Raw genomic sequence first — 18,056 nt, forward strand, 5'->3', positions numbered from 1 at the left:
TTATGATCATAATCTCCTATATATTATCGCTAATTATTGATAAATTTGGAATACCGAAATAACGGGTTTCGGAAAACCACTATTGTTTTTTCGGAATAACGAAATAGTGTTTTCGGACATGGCTATGATAGGGTAAATTTAATCATTAGTGACGAATAGGGGGACTTTTGCGTGAAAAAAGGCATTTTAACACTTATTCTTTTTTTTCTCATCGCTATGATCACCATTCCATTGACCACGAAGGCCAAAACGGTGAATCAGGATAAAGTCGAGGTAGAAATCGGTCTCATTGGCAGCGATCATCATTTTGTTTATAAGATTCCGAAGCATTTACATAAGGATATGCCCTATACAGAAATGAAAAATGGCATTCAAGCCTCCTTAGCTAATCATTGGAAAATTGGAGAGACCCGTTACGAGGCCAATAAATCCGATGTTGCCTATACCTTCTATATTCAGGATTTATTTCAAGAAAAGCAGGATGGTCAGCTAAAAGTAGCCATTCCCTATCGTCATCTAGTAGGGATGTTTGGCGAGCAAGATCCTATTCAATTGCGTATTTTAGCAAGTAAATTGTCCAAGTGGACTGTTAATACAAAGGATTGGACAGCGCTTGGCTTTATGGAGCCATTTACTTTTTTAAGTGAACGTGAATATGTCTATGAGGGAGCAGTCCAAGAGTTATTAAACCAAAGAGTGGGTCATTTTGATGGCACCATTCAAAAAAGTCAGCTGCTTGTATACAGTGTTATCTATTTTAGCTTTATGGCTATTCAACTGCTTGCTTGTCTTATTTTATCCAGACGGTTAAAAAGGAAAGTCATTAAAAACCCAGACAATCTGCATCAGTTCCGTAAACTCAATTACATGTATCAATTGGTGCCAATTTTAATCATTGTCGCACAAATCGTGTTCCTTGTATTATCGGGTCTAATTACAGCATTTGGATTATATTTTAGTCCTGGTATTGATTTATTAGTGATCGTTGGACCTGTTTTATTAAATATCATCTTGCTGCCCACTTTTTTCGTCACAACGGAGAGTGAAATTTCAAGGGAGCTCAACAATAATTCGTTGTGAAATGGTATAATGGTCAACAGCAAACTTGAAGGAGCTGTTGAAGAAAAATGACGCATCCAGAATTCGCGTACTTAAATTTACTACAACATATATTAGAAAATGGCACAAAGAAAGAGGATCGAACAGGGACAGGTACATACAGTGTCTTTGGGTATCAAATGCGTTTTGATTTAAGCAAAGGTTTCCCTCTTCTAACGACAAAGCGTGTGCCCTTTAAGCTTGTAGCAAGTGAATTATTATGGTTCATTAAAGGGGATACCAATATCCGTTACCTATTGCAGCATAATAACCACATCTGGGATGAATGGGCATTTAAAAAATGGGTAGAATCTGATGAGTATACTGGCCCTGATATGACAGATTTTGGTCGACGCTGTTTAGTTGACGAGTCATTTAATGCATTGTATCAAAAAGAGCTTGCTTCATTTTGTGAACGTGTCTTAACAGATGATGACTTTGCACAGCAATATGGAGATCTTGGAAATGTCTATGGCAAACAATGGCGCCATTGGACAACCTCTGATGGCGAAAGCCTTGATCAGCTACAGGATGTCATTCATCAGATTAAGCATCAACCTGATTCACGCCGTATCATTGTCAATGCATGGAATCCTGAGGATGTTATTAATGCGGGCGCAAAAGGCAGTAAAGCTGCATTACCACCGTGCCATGTGATGTTCCAATTTTATGTAGCAAATGGTCAATTAAGCTGCCAGTTAATGCAACGTAGCCTTGATACATTATTAGGCTGTCCATTCAATATTGCATCTTACGCCTTATTAACACATTTGATCGCACATGAGTGTGGCCTAGAGGTTGGCGAATTTATTCATAGCATTGGGGATGCCCATATTTATGCAAACCATGTGGAGCAAGTAAAAGAACAGCTATCACGTGAGCCAAGAAACCTACCAACATTGCACATCAATCCAAATAAAGCATCCATCTTTGATATAGAGCTTGAGGATTTATCGATTGAAGGATATGATCCACATCCTGCGATTAAAGCACCGATTGCCGTATAATGCTAACAGCAGCCATTTTGGTTGCTGTTTTTTTAAACGAATAGCTAGGTCTACCTATTTATTTTGCTAAATAGGTAAGTAGATGGATGACTGGATGAAAAGAAATTGATTATAGTTATTATGGTATAATTAGAATTATTTGGTATAATAGGAATAGTCCATTATATTGTAGGGGTGATAGTTGTGAAAAATACAATGGTACTTCTAGTAAAAGAATATGATCGACAGCAAAGTGAGCCAGAACAAAGCATGGGTTCTGAGCAACATGCATATTCTTGTAACAAGATCGAATTGTCGCAGCAGCAAATTCAAGAAATGATGCAAATCATCGAAAAGATTCGTTTGAAAGGTTATAAAGATACACTATAAATGTAAGCGCCTTCTAAGCTATAATGGCTGTGGAGGTGTTTTTTTATGAATGTTATTTTTATCGATTCTTATTCTGGGGAAGAGCTGCTACATATGGTGTCACAAGATGTAGCAGGCATTTTGGCAGCAGCACAAGGAGAAAGTGTGACATTTCCAGTAGGTCACTTTAAATATGAATTTCATAATTTAGATTTTTATGAGGACAACGGTCAAATACGTCAGGAATTAGTCATTTACGTAAAAAAAATATAAGTGATACATTAGCAACAGCATAACGGGAACAATACATACAGGTGACAGTGCTTGACTTTTTTCTGCACCTGTAACTATAATAGTTACAACAGGTGGTGATACATATGGTGAACAGTCGATTTTCGGTGGCGATCCATATTCTTTCGCTCATTGCTACAACATCTGATAAAAGTCTCCTTACGTCCGATTTTATAGCTGGAAGTGTGAATACCAATCCAGTAGTCGTAAGAAGAATGATTGGTGTGCTAAAAAAAGCAGGGTTACTTTCTTCTCATTCTGGCATGGCTGGCTATGAGCTATTAGTAGAGCCAAAGGATTTAACACTGTTAGCTATTTATCAGGCAATTGATGGGCCAGAGCAGCTATTTGCCATTCATGATGAGCCAAATCCAGCGTGTGCAGTAGGTCAAAAAATCCAGCATACATTGGAGGGAGTCTATACATCTGTTTGGCTGGCAATGGAAGAGCAATTACAGGCACAGACGCTACAGGATGTGCTAGATCAGCTTCGTGCTTAGACGGAGATGGTCTTCTTGTATCTAACCTGTAACTAAAATGGTTACAACTAAACCTTAGGAGGAATAAATCATGAAAATTGCCGTAATTGGTGCAACAGGAAAAGCTGGACAAAAAATAGTAGAGGAAGCGGTACAACGTGGTCATGAGGTCACAGCCATCGTTCGTTCAGCTGCAAAAGTGACAGCTGCTCTTCCAGTAATTGAAAAAGATGTGTTTGATGTGACGCAAGAGGATGTAAAAGGCTTCGATGTCGTTGTCAATGCATTCGGTGCTCCAGCTGGACAAGAAGATTTACACGTCAAAGCGGGTCGTCATTTGATCTCGATTTTCCAAGGTATTTCCACAAAATTAGTAGTTGTAGGGGGAGCGGGCAGTCTATTTGTGGACCCAGAGAAAAAAGTACGTGTGATGGATACACCCGATTTCCCAGCCATGTATTTAGCAACAGCGCAAAATCAAGGACAAAACCTACAGGATTTACAACAATCATCCATTACTTGGACATTTATTAGTCCATCTGCATTTTTCGATCCAGAAGGACCACGTACAGGTCACTATACAGCAGGAGTCGACCACTTATTAGTAAATGACGCGGGGGAAAGCTATGTCAGCTATGCCGATTACGCAGTGGCTGTCGTCGATGAATTAGAAAACCCACAGCACGTTAATAGCCGTTTCACAGTAACGTCAAATAAATAATAAAATGCAACCGAGCGTAGGAAATGCGCTCGGTTTTTTGTGATTTTTTTGCTTTTTTGAAGGATTTTTTTCGTTTACAGAAAAATGACTGTTTACAATACGACTTTTATTAGCTACTATCAAGTGTGAGTATTACATAAAAGGAGACGACAATAATGTCAACACAACGAATAGAAAAAGATTTTTTAGGTGAGCGCGTATTACCAGCAGAGGCGTATTACGGAATTCAAACACTACGTGCTACGGAAAACTTCCCAATTACAGGCTACACAATTCACTCTTCCCTTATTAAAGCAATGGGGATTGTGAAGAAGGCAGCTGCATTAAGTAATATGGAAGTACACCTATTATCAAAAGAAATTGGTGAGGCAATTGTCGAAGCAGCACAAGAAGTGATTGATGGCAAATGGGATGCTGAATTTATCGTAGACCCAATTCAAGGTGGAGCAGGTACATCCATCAATATGAATGCCAATGAAGTCATCGCTAACCGTGCCCTAGAAATTTTAGGGAAAGAAAAAGGTGACTATCACACAGTAAGCCCAAACAGTCATGTCAATATGTCACAATCAACAAATGATGCTTTCCCAACAGCTATTCATATCGCTGTGTTAAATTTAATAGATGAATTATTAATTACGATGGATTATATGCAATCGGTTTTCCATCAAAAAGCAGAGCAATTTGCTCATGTCATTAAAATGGGACGTACGCATTTACAGGATGCCGTGCCAATCCGCTTAGGACAAGAGTTTGAAGCTTATTGCCGCGTGATCAACCGTGATATCGTACGCATTCGTCAAACACGTCCAAATTTATATGATGTGAACATGGGTGCAACGGCTGTCGGAACAGGATTAAATGCCTTCCCAGACTACATTAAATCTGTTGATGAGCATCTTGCTGAAATTTCTGGTTTACCATTAAAAGGGGCAACGCATTTAGTGGATGCTACACAAAATACAGATGCCTACACAGAAGTATCAGGCGCTTTAAAAATCTGTATGATTAATATGTCTAAAATTGCTAATGACTTGCGCTTAATGGCTTCTGGTCCACGCGCAGGCTTAGGAGAAATCCTGTTACCAGCTCGTCAACCAGGTTCTTCAATTATGCCAGGTAAAGTCAACCCAGTAATGCCAGAGGTACTGAACCAAGTAGCCTTCCAAGTAATTGGGAATGACCATACGATTTCTCTAGCATCAGAAGCTGGTCAATTAGAATTAAACGTAATGGAGCCTGTATTAGTGTTTAACCTAATCCAATCCATTAGTATTATGAATAATGTCTTCCGCGCGTTTACTGAAAACTGCTTAAAAGATATTGAAGCAAATGAAGAGCGCATGAAAGAATATGTAGAAAAAAGTGTAGGGGTGCTAACAGCAGTTAACCCTCACATTGGTTATGAAGTAGCTGCTCGTCTAGCACGTGAAGCCATTTTAACAGGTCGTTCTATTCGTGAGCTTTGCCTTGAAGAAGGTGTCCTAACAAAAGAACAACTTGACTTAATTTTAGATCCATATGAAATGACACACCCAGGTATCGCGGGTTCTAGTATTATGAAATTAAAATAAAACGAGCACTAATGAACTGTAGACATGCCCTAGGAGGCTGTCTCCAGTCTTTTTTTGTAGACCTTTCCTCATATAAAAATAGAGCGTATCCTTATGCGTTTTAGGATATTTCAACTATAATAATGGTATAGAAGACATATTTTAGTTGGGGGAATTTGTAATGAGTTTACGAAAAAAGAGTTTACTTGGCTTTTCCGTTTTAAATGTTTTAATGATTATTATTTTATTTATCGATTTAGCCAATGTAACGACATTGGATTGGTTTTCTACCGTGTTAACGATTGTAGGAATTGCTATTACACTATCTTACACAGTGTATGTCCATTACAAAGTGATACAGCCTATCAAACAAATCACAGAGGCTGCACAAGGAATTACGGCAGGTCAATTAGATACCGTTGTCATTGAGGTTCGTGATAATGGTGAAATTTCTCAACTAGCACAATCCTTTTTAGAGATGCAGAAACAATTACGAACAATGACACAAAAAATTGCGCACAGTTCTACGAATTTATCGGCAAGCATCGAGGAATTATCTGCGAGTACGAATGAAATTACGCTTGCTGTGGAAGAAGTAGATCAACAAATGGAGAAGACGTCAGAGGGCTTGAAGCAAGCAGCACAATCGGCTAATGATAGTGCTAAATCTATGCAAGAAACCGTTGATGGCATTGAGCGAATTACAGTAGCCACACAAGATGTGTTTGTGCATGCGAAAGATGCTAGCGAGATAGCAGGAAATGGTGCAAATATTTTACATGTGGCAAAAGAGCAAATGCAATTTATTTCCTCTTCAACAGAAAAAACAAGTGGATTGATGCAGCAATTATCCCTTAAAATGTCAGATATTAAATCAATGACAGATATGATTACTACCATTACAGATCAAACAAATCTACTAGCATTAAATGCGGCCATAGAAGCAGCACGCGCTGGGGAGCATGGTAAAGGCTTCGCCGTTGTAGCTGAAGAAGTGCGTCAATTAGCAGAACAATCAAAGCACTCTGCTACGCAAATTGTGGATTTAGTTGTAGGAATAGAAAGTGATACAAAACAAGTAGCCTCATCAGTAGAAGATGATTTGAAAAATGTTCAACAAGGCGTTTATGTCATTGACGAGGCGACAAAATCCTTTGGCACGATTTCACAGCATGTTAGTCAAATGACGAGTCAGCTTGAGGATATTTCGACGACAGCAGAGCAGCTTTCAAGTAGCGCCAATGAAGTGGCATCCACTGTGACAACCATCGCAGCTGGCATGGGCAAGCTATCGAATTATACAGAAGCTGTTTTACATTCAATGGATGAGCAAACAGCCTCAATGCAAGCAGTTAATCATGTCACACAGGATTTAAGTGTCCAAGCGGATAACTTACAAAAGTTAACAAATCAATTTCATGTCTAGGTAAGAAATTGATATTTTCAAGATTTTTTAGCCCTGAAATAACTATCACATATTAATAATTTTATAAGTTTTTTAGTATAATTTTTATCTTCCTGTCACACATTCGAAAAGAGGCTTTTTTACAGACGACCAATTTTCTGTAAAATATGCCTCTTTTTTTATTATTTATTTCATAAACTTGTAAATTAACAGATAAAGAACGGTTGCGTCCATATGGCTCGGAATATTGTTGATCATGGTGTTCTCAGTAAAGCTTGGCTAATTTCCTTCATCGGGAATGAATGATGTACGGGGGAATGGAGGGATAGTGGATCGACTATACCAAATGGTCCTTCCTTTAACAGTTCTTGTACTGTCGCATGTAGGGGTATTCGCTCGCTTTTTACAGGATAATGTGAAGGCTGAGAATATAGCTATTATGTCCAAGTTGCCTGAGCCAACGGGGTGCCAGAGCGTGAAATTTGCAAGATGATATTACGCAATGCCATCATACACTGACATACAAAAGGTGTTCGAGCAAGGTAAAGTAAAAGGAGTCCTTTAGTCTAAATGAAACCATCATTTTTTGTCGTAGCTCTTGTACGTTTGTAATACATTAAATAAACGAGAGCGAAAGGGGACAGATAGTGGGCTTATTTGATGGATTGATCGGCAATGCAAGTGAGGTGAATTTAGAAAAATTACAGCAGGAAGTAAAGGATTTATTAATTCCAAACGAGACAGTCAAGAATGCCTATAAAATTATTAGAGATACGTTTATTTTTACCAATAAGCGATTGATCCTCATTGATAAGCAAGGAGTGACTGGCAAGAAAACGGAGTATCATTCCATTCCCTATAAAAATATCGTTCATTTTTCAGTAGAGACAGCTGGGACATTTGATTTAGATGCAGAGCTCAAAATATGGGTGTCTGGCAGTCCATTACCGATTCAAAAAAACTTCAATAAGGCGACAAATATTTATAAGGTGCAAAGTGTCTTAGCGCGGTATGTATTGGGGACGTGAGGATTCAATAGGTTATGAAAGCCCGCATTTATGTGTGGCTTTTTTTGTTGTAGAGGACTAGCACTTCGTTAATTCGATTAAGTAATACCCTTTCCAACATAGTATAATAAAGCAATAAATAGTCTCTTGAAGAGATAAAGGGGAATCTATAGTGTGGAATATGAAGAAAAGACCTCAATTGAATTTTTAAACGAAGTTGTTTTGAGGGCAGGTGAAAAAATTGAGAAGGTTGAATACCAAGGGCCTATTCAAACAGTAACGATTGTAAGAAGGTCCGCACGTATTTACAAAAAGGTTGCCCAAATCAAAGTAGCAAAGCAGCCAATTTGGAAGACAACTATTCCACAAGAGCTTGTGAAATATAAATTTTCACCCAAAGTAAATCGCCTATTAAATGAACCATTTGAAACGATTCAGGACTGGCTCCAGGAAGGGTGGATAATACGAGAGATTCGTTATCATGTAGATGGTATAAGTATCAAAGATGATGTCTATCGGATGGGTCCCGTCTATCTGTTTGCTCTTAAATATCGTAAAAGTAAAGAACAACAGCAATATGAGCTTCAACTAGAACAGTTACGAAAGCAAGCGGATGACCTACAAATGTCGCCACTGTTTCTACATGCACTGTCAGCGGAAGCAATGCCTCGTTATTGGAGTCGTGTAAAGCAATTAAAGTTTATGCAGTTTTGTATTGCTATGTACCAGCTTGCTCAGCAAAAAGACTTATTTGATTTTAAAGAAATAGGTGCGACATATGAAGATCGAATTGGTGGTTCGAAAATGTTTGATCAGGAGCGAGAGGAATTTTTAGCCCATCTCGCACAATTAGGCATTGATGCCCCGTCTTATGGCCTTGTAAGCTCAGGGAAGATCGTGCCAATCTATTTTACTGGACATGCACAGTCAGAGCTAGCCTCCTATCATCTTGGTGCAGTTCATGCAACAACAGATAATACAGTGTTACAAACGACATTTACAACTTCCAACACGACACTATGGCTTGTGGAAAATAGGGCTATTTTAACACGTATGGCAACGGAAAGTGAATTTCTACGAGAAAGCCATTCATTTGTGCTTTGTTTGGATGGGCAAATTCGATCCGCTCATAAGCAATTTATCAAACAGTTGCTTAAAAGTTCCATACAACAAGTACTGATTTGGACGGATTATGATGAGGCAGGACTAACGATTGCTAAAAAAGCTATTCAGCTTCTTCCTTGTCCCTTTAAAATTATTGGACGAGATTCGCAAATTTTTACGGATATTGAAACTTACGAGCAGTGGCTTCAGCATGAAAATCGTCATGAGCAAGAGCAACAATTGGGAGGAGTGAACGAATGGAAAATGTGGATGTAAATGCACCCATTTCGATTTTTCACAGTGATTATTTTTCAGCTGAATTTATGAAATCAATGCGAGATTTAGCTTCTCTGTCAGCTGTCTTAAAAGACTTAAGCACGGAAAAAATGTATGATTCACCAATGGAAATTATCCGCTTTTTAAATATTATTCAATTATTAAATACGGCATCTTTAGGTATTGGAGATCCGATTGATCATGAAGATACGCTTTATTATCGCTACCGCCATACATATGAGAATGACTCTGAGCCACCGACGCTTCAGTACATTCAACGTGTGCTCCATATTTTAGAACGCAATAATTGGGTTGTAAAGCAGACGCGGCAAATTAAATTAATGGACAGAGGCAAGCGTATGATGGATGGCTTAATTCGTATGGGAAATGATGCACTTGCTTATTATTTACAAGATGATATTGGCCGTTCACTATTTCAGGCAAGACGTGATGCAGAAATTAGTGCAGCCTATGATGATAAAGGCATTTCAGGTGGAAATAAAATTGCGTCGATGATTTATAATGTAGAGCAAGCCGTTGAGCAATTAGAAAATAGACAGCTTGAATTTTTGGCTGATCGCAATGCCTTGCCACAACTAGAAAAAATCAATCAGTTAATGTTGGGGCTAGAGGAAAAAATGACGGAGCGTTTAGCACAATTCCAAACGATAGAGGAAAGTCTTGTAATGAGTGACTTGATGCACCGTGGAACGGCAGCCATTACAAAGGGCACAACATTAAGTTTAAGCGTATTAACTAAATATGTGCGTTTCGTTACGATGCAATTAACACCGATGGAAGAGGCTATTTCCCCTGAAAAAATACGAAATTTCATCTTGGCGATGTATAACCCACCCTTGCATAGTAATATCCCGACAGCACATGATATCTTTAGCTTTATGGAACAAAATCAATATGAAGAAGAAACATTTGATGGCATGTGGATGCCGGTAAAGTTTGCTGCACCTATAGGACATCAAGATATTAATGATGCTATCCATTATTTAGCCACCTATGAGCCAAAACGTGAGGGCGATATCATTGACCGGGAGGAGCCAGAATACAGAGAAGTAGAAATGGTGGGAGATTCCATTGAAGAAATGTTTGATCAAGCTGCTTGGCAAATGACAAAGGCCCAAATCGATACAACGAAAATAGAAAGTTACTTAGATGACCATGGAGAGAGTGAAATAGAGGAATTAATCGTGCAAGCTAGCTCGAACAAATGGCATGATGCCGTTTTATCAATGCTCGCTGTTTCTGCTTTAACGAGCAGTAAAAAAATAGACAGGTCACCTAAAGCGGAGACGGCAAACTTTGAAAAAGAATGGGAGTGGATTAATGATGACGACAAACGATATACCATATATAAGCTCTTTAGCGATGATTGATCATCTAAAAGGCTATTTAACGACAGAGGAAGAATTGGCTTTTATGCAATTACTGTTTTCATCATCTGCCTCTATTAAGGGAGCGAATTATGGTTTGCGTCGGAAGGAGTTAGAAAAATTATTAGGTATAAAAAATGACGACAATGCTTTGCAATCCTTTATAGACCGTGTAAATGGAGCTTTAAATCGCTATTTCAAAATTATTTATGATGAGAGGCGAGATCGTGTTGTTGTCATGATGCGAATCACAGCGAAAAATGCAAAATCTACATTGAGTAGTGAAGCATTGGCGATTTTACTCTATATGTTTTACCAGCAAGAAGTATTAGGCCATGAATTTACATTAGTACATCAAATTTTAGTTGATTTTGGCCATGAGTCTTTAAATGCTAATAGAAGAATGAAAAGTAATATCGACCAATTAAAAAAGGTGGGAGCTGTTGAAGATTATGAAGCATCTTCAGAAGAGGCATATCAATTAACAACAATAGGTGTTCATTTATTCTCCGAATCTTTTTTACGTCGTACAGTTGAATTTGCACAAGAAACAAAGTTGAATAAAGAAGAAGTGATGAAATTTTTTAACCGTTATAACTTACATGTGGAGGAGGACAAAGAATGATTCCTTACGTGTTGAAAATACAGGGTGTACGTGACTATCCACCAACAAGGGTGATACTAGGTGAAGCCGATGAACATGTATTAATAACAGGTCCAAATGGTGTCGGAAAGTCAACATTAACGTTTTGCATAGGGGCTATATTATATTCTGCAAAAGTAGATATTGAAGGGCTACGCTCGAGTAATTTACAAGCAAATGAAGCATGGTATGCGAAATTATCGTTAGTGTTTAAAAATGAAGGCATGACCCGCATTGATGCGCCGCCATTTATTGCATTTGAATTAATTGTACAACAAGCTGTGAAAAATGGTGCCTTGCAAAAAGAGTATCGTATAACAACAGGAGATTCAGAAGATACGTTAACGAACATAACATCTTATACTTCTGGCAATATAGCAGGACGGAATTTCGGAGCTTACAAAGAAGATTTACAAATTAAATATAAAATTGATCCAGATTTGTATCATTTAATTTGGTATCAGCAAGAGGTGAACCAATTTGCCGCCATGAACCCTGAGGAAAGATTTCGTCAATTTAGTAATATGTTTCATATTGCTGATATGCAAAAAGAATGGGAAGCGGCATTAGAAGGAATTAGAGAAGCTAAACAAGAAATCATCCATTTATCGTCCATTGTAAAAACAGCTGAACATAATCTAACCATTGCAGAAAATGATCTCAACGCCTTTTTAAATAATAAAAAACGTATTCTGGAAAACGGTCGTCTGTATTATACATATACAAATGTTCTACTGCAAAAATATTCAAATGAATGCTCTGATACACAAGCTATTCTTCAGCAATTGCAGGAAGAAGAAGCACAAATAGGGACAAAGCAAAAATTACTGTTGCACGAAAAGGAGCGTACAGGTCAACATTTAATTCAAGTAGTGAATGAGTGCGAACAGGTTGAAGCACAAATTATTGAGACAAAGACCTTATTAAATGAGGAAGTACAGCAGGAAAAAACACTACTAGGGCGATATAGTGAGCTTTCTGCACAGCTAGAATCAATTTCCGATAAAGCAAAGCGACTACGTTTCGATGAACAAACAACCTGGGAAAAACAAAAAGCAACAGCGATTCTACTAAAACAAGTTGAAGAGCAAGATAAGCAACTAAAAACAAAAGAACAACAATTAAGAGATAACGAACGACTTTTGAATAGTGAAAGCGCACGAGTGACGATACATTTCGAAAACCTGAAAAAGGATCTAGTGGAAGCACGTAAGATCGTCCATTTATATCAAAGTAGCCGTTTTATTTTAAGTCAACTAGATGCTGCAAATCTCCAGCAACATCAATTTTTAAAGGAAAAACAGTTATTATCTTCCGCCATCCAAGAGAAGCAGAAAATCATCCAGCAGCTACAACAAAATAAAGTAAGATCTGCTCGTCAACAACAAGGACTAGAAGACTTGCATAGACAAGGTATAGAGGCATATACATTACGTGATTTAATTTCGTTGACACCAAGTGCGCCTTTAAAGTTAGAGTCAAGTATTGAAGCGATTAAATACGCTATTTTTTATAATGCGGTGAGCTATAAGCCACTGAATGATTTGTATTATGTTTCATTAAAGCAGCTTATACCGAATCGTATGATTGACAATATCCCTCATTTAGGATTACAAATGCGTAGCGGACTATCTGAGCAACTACAAAACTATGCCAATAAAGCATTGTGGTGGATCGAGCAATTTTTCACTTCGACGCCTCGAATTGAGGCAGGTACGCTTATAGATGAACGTGGTGCTAGAGGCGCACAGGAACAACTGCAATTTATTCTAAGTGATGCAGCTATTCAACAAACCTTACAAGACCAGGCGAGTAACTTAAACAACCTGCAAGAGCGTCAAGTACAGTTAAATGCTCAGTATGATCATAATATCAAGCAAATTAACCAATTGCATGGAGACTTGCGAAAAATTCAACAGGCTGAAAGTACGCTATTGAAGGAAAGCGAACTGCATGCCTATGAAAGTCAACTGAAAGCTTTAACAGAGCAATTGTTAGCAATTTATGATGAGCAAGTGGAAATGGAAGCACAGCGGGAAACAGTTAGAAAACATCAGGCAGCACATTTTCAAGAGCTGCAATTGCTAGAGAAGGAATGCCGCATTTATGAGGAGCTAGGGGCAGTGGCAGAGCAACAAGTCCAGTTACAGCAAATGGAACAAACATTAAAAGAATTACGCAAAACCATTAATGATTCCAAAAGAGAGCATCAGCAATGGACAGAGCAATTGGAGGAGCTGTCCAATGATAAACGTCAACTAAAATTACTAATACAAAATCATGAATCAGAGCTTGAATTAATAAATAGTAATCTAACAAACTGTCGGCTACGTACAGCGAGAGCGCAAGAAAAAATCGAACAATTAGAGGCTAGCCAAGCAAGTCTAGTAATAAAACTACAGGAATTAGAGCATATTTTACCTGTCGAAGCATGTGTTGTTGATGAATCCATCTCCATTAAATGGTCTGAGGCAAGGTTAATTCATGGTAATGCAGAAAAAGCTGCAGCATTCGAAGCGGCACGCCTAGAAAAGGTCAATATTCATGCTGAAGTAAATTTTGAAAAAATGAAAGAAGATTTTGAGCGTAAAAATGCAGAATTAGCAAGTGCTGAAATACTTCTTGAGCAAAATGCGGGTTTTGCAGCAGATTTAGAAGATAAACTAGAAACGACCATTAATATGTATTTAACAAAGATTAATATGTTGTTCCAAAAGTATATGGATATTTTTCATTTTGAGGGACATATCGAAAAAGAAAGAATAGAAGAGAAGGCAGGGCGCATTAAATACTTGCTTTATGTGAAAGCTCGTAAAATCGGTCATCAGGGTACTATGGAGGATGTTAGCTTAAAAGCACGAAATGGCAAAGTAGGTAAAGGTGTCTCAGGAGGGGAGGAATCGTTAAGCTCGCTCCTCTTTGCCTTAGCTTTATTGCAAAACCTCTCGATTGCCCCAAGCTATATCGTACTTGATGAATTTGATAGCGCACTAGATGATGAACGCAAGGACAAAGTATTTCATTTATATGCAAAAGAGTTAAATCGAAAGTTAATTATTTTATCTCCAAAAGCTCATGATAAAACCTATTACGACCATTTTTCCAAGGTATTTATCATTGAACATAATTCATCTATTCCACAAAGTAGGATTGTTGGTTTCCAAAAGGTGTAGGACCATTTCGATGAATGAAATAGTGTTTAAACGAGCAAGAATTGACTTCTAAATGGCACTCCTTTACAATTAATTTAATACTTTAATAGGAATACGAGGTACTCTCGTTTCCTTACCAACTGAATAGCGTGTAGTAATAGGTGTAAATTGCGTGCAATTTGCTTAAAAGGGAAGTCGGTGCGAATCCGACACTGTCCCGCAACTGTAAATGTGAGCGACTTTTCAGTATCCACTGTCAAATGATGGGAAGGAGAAAAGAAGCAATGACCATGAGTCAGGATACCTGCCTGTTACGAGTACACACCATAAACCTACGAGGAATAGGAGGTGGCATGTTGACAAAACAGAATGCTCTGTTCGTCACAGTACGTCAAACGCCCATAGTAAATGAAAGGGTTCACAATCGAACTCGTTCACACATACTTAGGGTTTGTTTGGCATTGTGTGATGAAAGAAGATAAAATGAAGGATTTCCTCAAAAGTAGGGAGTCCTTTTTGTTTTGAAAATATGTACGCAAAGGGGATGCACGTATGACAAATATTCATGGAACGACAACGTTGGAAACGCCTTATGAAGATCTGAACATTTGTAAGCAACCACGCACAGAAGTTGCCAAGAAAGCAAAAACAAGAATGGTGGTCGAATCGCTAATCGATCAATTATTAGCAACGAAGCTGATACGCAACGATCGCTTCTTTGAGCAAATCTTATATAATAAAGAAATTATTTGGATACAAAATGGGGATGTGGACGGTCATCTTTTAGCGAAAGCAGCCATAGCAGATGAACTCAAAACAAAGACGAATAGTTTTATGATGTACATGCCGACCAATCCGATTGTCTATGAGGTCAACGGAGAAGCGTATCACTTAATTACGCGCATTGATTCTACACGCGCAAAGCCCAACCTCGACCGTCTATCATTGGAGCCAAAGCCTGTTTTAAGTGCCGCTCGTGTCAATGACTTATTATGCTCGATTGTCATGCGCTTTTACGAAACATATTTATATGATTTAGCATCTCATCATGACAAACTCATTGCATTTGTGCAGCAGGAATATGCCCAATTTATTGAAGCGGTGCAAGCGTTAAATGATTATCATTTCAACTGGCATCCACGTGGCAACGGTCACGAGCTTTTACTGCAATTAATTGACCATCTCCAACTATTAAAAAGTCGACCAGGAAAGGTACTGATTGATTTTACGAACAAGCATGACTACGTGGTAGTGGAACCCGCTTATTTGATGGACAAACCAACAAAGAAAGCTGTCGGTGCACTATAAAAAACAAGCCCTCCATTTTTGGAGGGCTTGTAATCATTTTATTGCAGGGTAGAGATATATTTACGCCCAACCAAGAAATACCCGCGCTAGAGCGATGAATACCCGCGGAAGCAAGTGAAATACCCGCGCTAGAGCGACTAATACTCGCGGAAGCAAGTGAAATACCCGCGCTCGAGCGATGAATACCCGCGAAAGCAAGCAAAGCCTTCACGCGAACCAAATCACCCCATTTTACAGGCAGTGCATGGCTGCCTGTGCTTCTTGCCACGGAACCGTATATCCTTTGCCCTTTGCACAAAAGATACTGGAGGAACTATACTCAGGGTCGGCATTTTTATCATAGCCAATCTGTGCAATCACCTCCTCTGTATTATGGCACACATCATAGCCATCAAATTGGAGTGTGAGTGCACCCTTCCCATTTGTATAGGCGGCAAAGGTTGCACTGTAGCTCATTAAAGTGGCAACAGGCGCACGACCTGTTAGGATAACATCCGTTTCAGATAAAATCGGGTCATCGAATGTGCCTGCTGCTTGCTGAATATCAGTCATCATACGGCCGATATAGTCGTTTGAAGCCTTCATTTTAAAGCGATAATAGGGTTCTAGTAGTACATTTTGTGCCTGCTCCAGCCCCTGGCGCAGAGCACGGAAACTGGCTTCACGGAAATCTCCCCCTGATGTATGCTCGTTGTGCCCGCGACCTGTTAGAAGTGTAAAATGAATATCTGTTACAGGGAAGCCTGTCAGTAGCCCATGATGGTCACGCTCAAACAGGTGCTTTTCAACAAGGCGCTGATTGCCTATGGATAAATGATCGGCATGACAGGCATTGCTGAAGGTATTACCTGTTCCACGTGGATTTGGCTCCATTAATAAATGAACTTCTGCATAATGCTTGAGGGGCTCGAAATGACCATAGCCCGTTACGGTTGTCGCAATGGTTTCCATATATAAAATTTGCGGCTCACCAAAGGAGACAGCTATTGAAAAACGCGTCATTAATACCTCTGTCAGGACCTCCAATTGAATGGCACCCATAATATGCACATGGATTTCCTGAAATTTTTCCTGCCAGACCACACGCAAGGACGGTTCTTCTGCTTCGAGTAAACGGAAAATCTGTAGCACTTCCTTGATATGTTGATCACCCTCATATTGAACCTTTGCCTGTAAGGTTGGGACAAGCTCATAGGGCTGTGATAGCATCGTTGTACCGATTCGATCCCCAATGTTTGCCTGGCTCAGTCCTTTGACAGCGAAAATTTCTCCTGCCTCTACCTGTTGAACGGTCTCAAAGCGACTGCCGTTATAAAGGCGAATTTCGGTCACTTTTTCTGTTACTTCGTCAAATGAAAATTCATCTCGTACATGCAACGAGCCCTTGGTTGCCTTCATAAAGGTTAAACGCTGGTGCCCATCATGACGAATCTTAAAAACCTCGCCCTCAAACGGGGCATCCTTGTCAAAATGGGAAGCCGTTAACAGCGGGAGCTGGTCAAGAAATTCCTGAATGCCCTCATCCTTTAAGGCCGAGCCAGCAAAGCAAGGGAAGGCACCTTCATTTTTAATCATTTCCTTTAATTGAGCAAGACACTGTTCATGCTCCAATGACTCATTTAGAAAGGCATCAAGCAATTTTTCATCGCGCTCCGCCAGCCATTCCATGATGCTATTTGATACATAGTCTGCTCGCAGCGGTTCATCGATGAACAACACATGCTGAGAGCAATCTTTGTGAAGCTGACTCATGACAGCCTCCACATTGGCACCTTCACGATCAATCTTATTAATAAAGAAAAAGGTAGGAACATGGTATTGACGTAAAAGTTGCCACACTGTTTCTGTATGGCCTTGTATCCCTTCGACAGCGCTAATGATAATAATGGCATAATCCATTACTCGAATGGCACGCTCCATCTCAGGGGAGAAATCGACATGCCCTGGCGTATCAATCAATGTGTATGTATCGTCGCCAATGCTCATGCGCCCCTGCTCAGCAAATATTGTAATGCCTCGTCTACGCTCTAGCTCATGATGATCAAGAAAGGTATCCTGATGATCGACTCGACCACGGGCTTGAATACTATTTGTATGAAAAAGTACTTGCTCAGAGAAGGTCGTTTTCCCTGCATCCACATGCGCAAGTACACCGATTGTTTTGTACATAGGAAATCCTCGTTTCTATAGATTGCTATCTTTTTATTGTAACAGAATACTAGCTCCTTTATTTCTTGTAAAATAGTTCGTCTTTATGTCGAAATAGTGCTAATATA

15 protein-coding genes and 1 riboswitch are annotated in these 18,056 nt (G+C 39.1%); of the genes, 14 read left to right on the forward strand and 1 reads right to left on the reverse strand.

Going from position 1 to position 18,056, the window contains the following annotated elements; translation table 11 throughout:
* Positions 1-171 precede the first annotated feature (171 nt).
* The 14 genes from MKZ14_RS10320 to MKZ14_RS10385 all read left to right on the forward strand — a co-directional run bounded on the left by MKZ14_RS10320 (position 172) and on the right by MKZ14_RS10385 (position 15,780).
* Positions 172-1,080: a hypothetical protein gene (locus MKZ14_RS10320; protein WP_339280903.1), complete on the forward strand. Its 909-nt coding sequence runs from the start codon at positions 172-174 to the stop codon at positions 1,078-1,080.
* A 47-nt stretch (positions 1,081-1,127) separates the two neighbouring features.
* Entirely contained in the window at positions 1,128-2,105 is a 978-nt protein-coding gene (locus MKZ14_RS10325) for a thymidylate synthase (protein ID WP_036080678.1), read from the forward strand.
* A 183-nt stretch (positions 2,106-2,288) separates the two neighbouring features.
* Entirely contained in the window at positions 2,289-2,474 is a 186-nt protein-coding gene (locus MKZ14_RS10330; protein ID WP_339280904.1) for a hypothetical protein, read from the forward strand.
* Between the two features lie 45 nt (positions 2,475-2,519).
* Positions 2,520-2,726 carry a hypothetical protein gene (locus MKZ14_RS10335; protein ID WP_036080672.1) on the forward strand — a complete coding sequence of 69 codons (207 nt, stop codon included), beginning with the start codon at positions 2,520-2,522 and terminating at the stop codon, positions 2,724-2,726.
* Between the two features lie 104 nt (positions 2,727-2,830).
* The gene (locus tag MKZ14_RS10340) at positions 2,831-3,244 is read left to right on the forward strand and encodes an Rrf2 family transcriptional regulator (protein ID WP_339280905.1); all 414 of its coding nucleotides are present in this window, start codon (positions 2,831-2,833) and stop codon (positions 3,242-3,244) included.
* 70 nt (positions 3,245-3,314) lie between these two features.
* On the forward strand, positions 3,315-3,944 hold the full coding sequence (locus tag MKZ14_RS10345) for an NAD(P)-dependent oxidoreductase (RefSeq protein ID WP_339280906.1): 630 nt from the start codon (positions 3,315-3,317) through the stop codon (positions 3,942-3,944).
* A 155-nt stretch (positions 3,945-4,099) separates the two neighbouring features.
* On the forward strand, positions 4,100-5,518 hold the full coding sequence (gene aspA / locus MKZ14_RS10350; RefSeq protein WP_016992590.1) for an aspartate ammonia-lyase: 1,419 nt from the start codon (positions 4,100-4,102) through the stop codon (positions 5,516-5,518).
* Positions 5,519-5,678: 160 nt separating this feature from the next.
* Complete coding sequence (locus MKZ14_RS10355; RefSeq protein WP_339280907.1) at positions 5,679-6,923, forward strand: methyl-accepting chemotaxis protein; 1,245 nt, start codon at positions 5,679-5,681, stop codon at positions 6,921-6,923.
* A gap of 626 nt (positions 6,924-7,549) precedes the next feature.
* Positions 7,550-7,930, forward strand: coding sequence for a PH domain-containing protein (locus MKZ14_RS10360; protein WP_339280908.1), 381 nt, complete (start codon positions 7,550-7,552; stop codon positions 7,928-7,930).
* 153 nt (positions 7,931-8,083) lie between these two features.
* Positions 8,084-9,289 carry a DUF2399 domain-containing protein gene (locus tag MKZ14_RS10365; protein WP_333006297.1) on the forward strand — a complete coding sequence of 402 codons (1,206 nt, stop codon included), beginning with the start codon at positions 8,084-8,086 and terminating at the stop codon, positions 9,287-9,289.
* Positions 9,271-10,680: a hypothetical protein gene (locus MKZ14_RS10370; RefSeq protein WP_333006298.1), complete on the forward strand. Its 1,410-nt coding sequence runs from the start codon at positions 9,271-9,273 to the stop codon at positions 10,678-10,680. The genes MKZ14_RS10365 and MKZ14_RS10370 overlap by 19 nt, the downstream gene beginning before the upstream one ends.
* Positions 10,634-11,302, forward strand: coding sequence for a hypothetical protein (locus MKZ14_RS10375; RefSeq protein ID WP_205447477.1), 669 nt, complete (start codon positions 10,634-10,636; stop codon positions 11,300-11,302). Before MKZ14_RS10370 ends, MKZ14_RS10375 begins: the two co-directional genes overlap by 47 nt.
* Positions 11,299-14,493 carry a hypothetical protein gene (locus tag MKZ14_RS10380; protein WP_333006299.1) on the forward strand — a complete coding sequence of 1,065 codons (3,195 nt, stop codon included), beginning with the start codon at positions 11,299-11,301 and terminating at the stop codon, positions 14,491-14,493. The genes MKZ14_RS10375 and MKZ14_RS10380 overlap by 4 nt, the downstream gene beginning before the upstream one ends.
* 121 nt (positions 14,494-14,614) lie before the next feature.
* Positions 14,615-14,799, forward strand: a riboswitch (cobalamin riboswitch).
* Between the two features lie 225 nt (positions 14,800-15,024).
* Complete coding sequence (locus MKZ14_RS10385) at positions 15,025-15,780, forward strand: hypothetical protein (RefSeq protein ID WP_333006300.1); 756 nt, start codon at positions 15,025-15,027, stop codon at positions 15,778-15,780.
* Between the two features lie 231 nt (positions 15,781-16,011).
* On the opposite strand, the gene MKZ14_RS10390 is transcribed toward MKZ14_RS10385, so the two are convergent.
* Positions 16,012-17,949, reverse strand: a complete 1,938-nt coding sequence (locus MKZ14_RS10390; RefSeq protein ID WP_339280909.1) for a translation factor GTPase family protein — start codon at positions 17,947-17,949, stop codon at positions 16,012-16,014.
* Positions 17,950-18,056: the final 107 nt, after the last annotated feature.

Origin of the sequence: Lysinibacillus sp. FSL P2-0066 (genome assembly GCF_037969495.1) — a bacterium.
Taxonomy (GTDB): domain Bacteria; phylum Bacillota; class Bacilli; order Bacillales_A; family Planococcaceae; genus Lysinibacillus; species Lysinibacillus boronitolerans.